Consider the following 1,495-nt stretch of genomic DNA (forward strand, 5'->3'; position numbering starts at 1 on the left):
TGTAAGGCAATCGCAGGCAATAACCGCGTTACCGCTTGCTTGTTTATTGGCTTTATTTTATGTTGTCGTATCGTTTATTATACCGTTTTACAGAGTCCGTTTCCGGTAAGTTACCGTGAACCGCTTTATGATAAACCCTCCCGGGAGAGGGGAGGCTCCGGTGCGTTATACCCGGAACCCTTCCCCGTCCCTTCTGAAGGTTTTTGATTGGTTTCACCGGAGCGGCCGGACAGTGTGTAAGCCCGGGCCTCTCCCGTGAGGGGTTCAATATTTGTTATTAGAATACAGGATCGACGTCAAAGCCTTCCCATGGCGTTACAGTAGCACTCACAACAACTTCCTCAGTAGCATTTGTTTCCGGATCCGGTGACAGATTTCCGCCTCCTATCAGAATAGGATCACCGGCTACACCGCCATTTAAGCTGTATACTTTTCCCGGTGCCAGTTCTGTTAAATCAGCTCCGCCTACTTTCAGGTTTTTAATAGTAATAAAATAAGGACCGGCAACATCCTGGTATGCGGCATCATCGTAATCTATATCCTCTATTTTAAAGACGATATGGGGAACCGCACCTTGTTGTACCGAGCTGATTTCAGTTCCATTTGCCGATGCTTTTACAGGCAATACAAAATAAGACCATTTGTCGGTGCCGGCCGGTTTAAAGCTGGTAGCGTCTGTAACCGATGCGTTGGCCCATTCATCTTTGAAACGTGCAGGGTAATTACCGTCTATCCATTTTGCATTAGCCTTGTCATAGTTTAGAATCTCTGTAGCCAGAGTCGGCTTAGTTACATAGTCAATACCGAGTTGTGTGTATGTATTGTTGATATAAATCCCTGTCAGTTTGAAACTCTTCAATTTAACAGCTGCGCCCGCATCTGCCTTTATCTCGCCAATCTCAATCCGGGAAATAGCAGGAACCAGCGTTACAGCGGCAACCTTTTTACCTGCATTTACACCGGCACCATCTGTTAGGGGAGCGCGGCCGAATAAGTTAACAGCTGTTTGCGCGTTGGTCTGGCTGGCCTGTAAGAACAGTGTCTCGTTCAGTTTCGATAACGGATCATTTCTCACTATTGTAGAAAGAGCAGGGGATGTTGCCACAGTTCCGCCATTGGCGACAATAATCACATCGGATACGGCACCCGGCACATCGGTAAATGTTTTACCTGCTGCTGCCTCAGCGGCATTCAGCGTACCAACTTCCAGTATAACGCCGCCACCGACGAAGAATACGTTCGTATTTCCGGTGATAGTAGGTGTCACTCCCACTGCTGTCGCTTCAGGGGCATAGGTCGACGGCACGAGGATACGCACGGACACGCTTTGTGTAGGAAGATCGTCCGCCGGAGCGTTCGCGTCGTCATTCGAACAGCTGCTGAATCCTAATAGCAGGGCTGTTGCTGCAATAATTGCATGTTTGAAATTTGTTTTCATTCTTTTTGTTTTAAAAATGTTAATAAAATAAATATTCGTCTGAAGTTTTAATTATGA

The 1,495-nt window shown here is 46.8% G+C and carries 1 protein-coding gene; it reads right to left on the reverse strand.

Going from position 1 to position 1,495, the window contains the following annotated elements:
- Positions 1–277: 277 nt before the first annotated feature.
- Positions 278–1,438 carry a hypothetical protein gene (locus tag ACFO6W_RS26120; protein WP_380002078.1) on the reverse strand — a complete coding sequence of 387 codons (1,161 nt, stop codon included), beginning with the start codon at positions 1,436–1,438 and terminating at the stop codon, positions 278–280.
- Positions 1,439–1,495 lie beyond the last annotated feature (57 nt).

The organism is Dysgonomonas termitidis (genome assembly GCF_042654545.1).
Taxonomy (GTDB): Bacteria; Bacteroidota; Bacteroidia; order Bacteroidales; family Dysgonomonadaceae; genus Dysgonomonas; species Dysgonomonas termitidis.

Coding starts and splice junctions, on each gene's coding strand:
- ACFO6W_RS26120 (WP_380002078.1), bottom strand. CDS start 1,438: ATGAAAACAAATTTCAAACATGCAATTATTGCAGCAACAGCCCTGCTA.